Raw genomic sequence first — 1,701 nt, forward strand, 5'->3', positions numbered from 1 at the left:
AGACTGGATCAATGAAGTTGAACTTTTGGGTATGCCCAACCAAGCGGAAACAGGCTATGCCGATTATGTATTATACGATGATATGCAGAAGCCTCTTGCAGTGATTGAGGCAAAACGCACTTGTGAGGATGTATCAAAAGGAAGACAGCAAGCAAAATTATATGCGGATATTTTAGAACAGCAATACGGCAGACGCCCCGTTATATTCTTAACCAACGGTTTTGAAACCAGAATTGACGACGGACAGTATCCCGAAAGAAAAGTTGCGTCTATTTATTCAAAGCGCGACTTGGAAAAACTGTTTAATCTTCGCAGAATGCGGACAAGTTTGAAGCATATTATGGTAGACAAAAATATTGCAGGCAGATATTATCAAGAGGGAGCAATCAAAGCGGTTTGTGATGTTTTTGATAATAAAAACCGCAGAAAAGCACTTTTGGTTATGGCAACAGGTTCGGGGAAAACGAGAACCGTTATTGCACTATGCAAAGTTCTTTTAGAACATGGCTGGGTAAAAAACATTTTGTTTTTGGCAGATCGAAATTCCCTGGTTACACAGGCAAAGCGTTCTTTTGTCAATTTACTCCCCGATTTATCCGTAACAAATTTATGCGAGGAAAAAGACAACTTTGCGGCACACTGCGTTTTCTCTACCTATCAGACTATGTATCATGTGATTGATAATGCAAAGGATGACGAAGGCAAGCTTTTCACAAGCGGTCATTTTGACCTTTTGATATGCGATGAGGCACACAGAAGTATTTACAACAAATATAAAGATATTTTTCATTATTTTGATGCTTCTCTTGTGGGATTAACCGCAACGCCAAAAGATGAGATTGATAAAAACACTTACGAAATTTTTGAACTCGAAAGCGGAGTCCCGACTTATGGTTATGAGCTTGCCCAGGCGGTAAACGACGGATATTTGGTGGATTATATGTCTGTGGAATCTAAGCTTAAGTTTATCGAGCAGGGGATCACCTATGCTGATTTGACAGATGAAGAAAAAGAGGAATATGAAAATCTATTTGAGGATGTGAATGGAGAAATTCCGGAAAGGATCAGTTCTTCTGCATTAAACGAATGGATTTTTAACCGTGATACCATTCGCCAGGTTCTGCATGTGCTTATGACAAATGGCATCAAAATAGACTACGGCGAAAAAATTGGGAAAACCATTATATTTGCCAAAAACCATAATCATGCAGAAAAAATTCTTGAAGTATTTCACAGTGAATACCCACATTTGAAAGATTTTGCCCAAGTGATTGACAACCGGATTAATTATGCCCAAAGCTTGATTGATGCGTTTTCTGATCCGAAAAAATTGCCGCAGATTGCTATTTCAGTTGATATGCTGGACACCGGCATTGATGTTCCAGAAGTTTTAAACCTTGTCTTCTTCAAAAAGGTCATGAGCAAGGCAAAATTCTGGCAAATGATCGGCCGCGGCACACGACTTTGTCCCGGACTTTTGGACGGCGAAGACAAAAATAAGTTTTATATTTTTGATTTTTGCGGAAATTTTGACTTTTTTAGGATAAACAGCGGCAAGCCCACAGCAAATCAAATGGCGCTGCAAGGAGCAATATTCTATTTAAAAGCACAGATTATTTTTAAACTACAGGATATTATGTATCAGACCGATACATTCATCGCTTTCCGGAAAAGTTTGGTCGCAGAAATGGCATCAAAGGT

At 39.0% G+C, this 1,701-nt stretch carries 1 protein-coding gene; it reads left to right on the forward strand.

Annotated features, from left to right (window positions below; all coding sequences use genetic code 11):
• On the forward strand, positions 1 to 1,701 hold a 1,701-nt coding region (locus INF28_RS12660; protein WP_226393813.1), incomplete at both ends, for a type I restriction endonuclease subunit R.

The organism is Ructibacterium gallinarum (genome assembly GCF_014982785.1).
GTDB classification, from domain to species: domain Bacteria; phylum Bacillota; class Clostridia; order Monoglobales; family Monoglobaceae; genus Ructibacterium; species Ructibacterium gallinarum.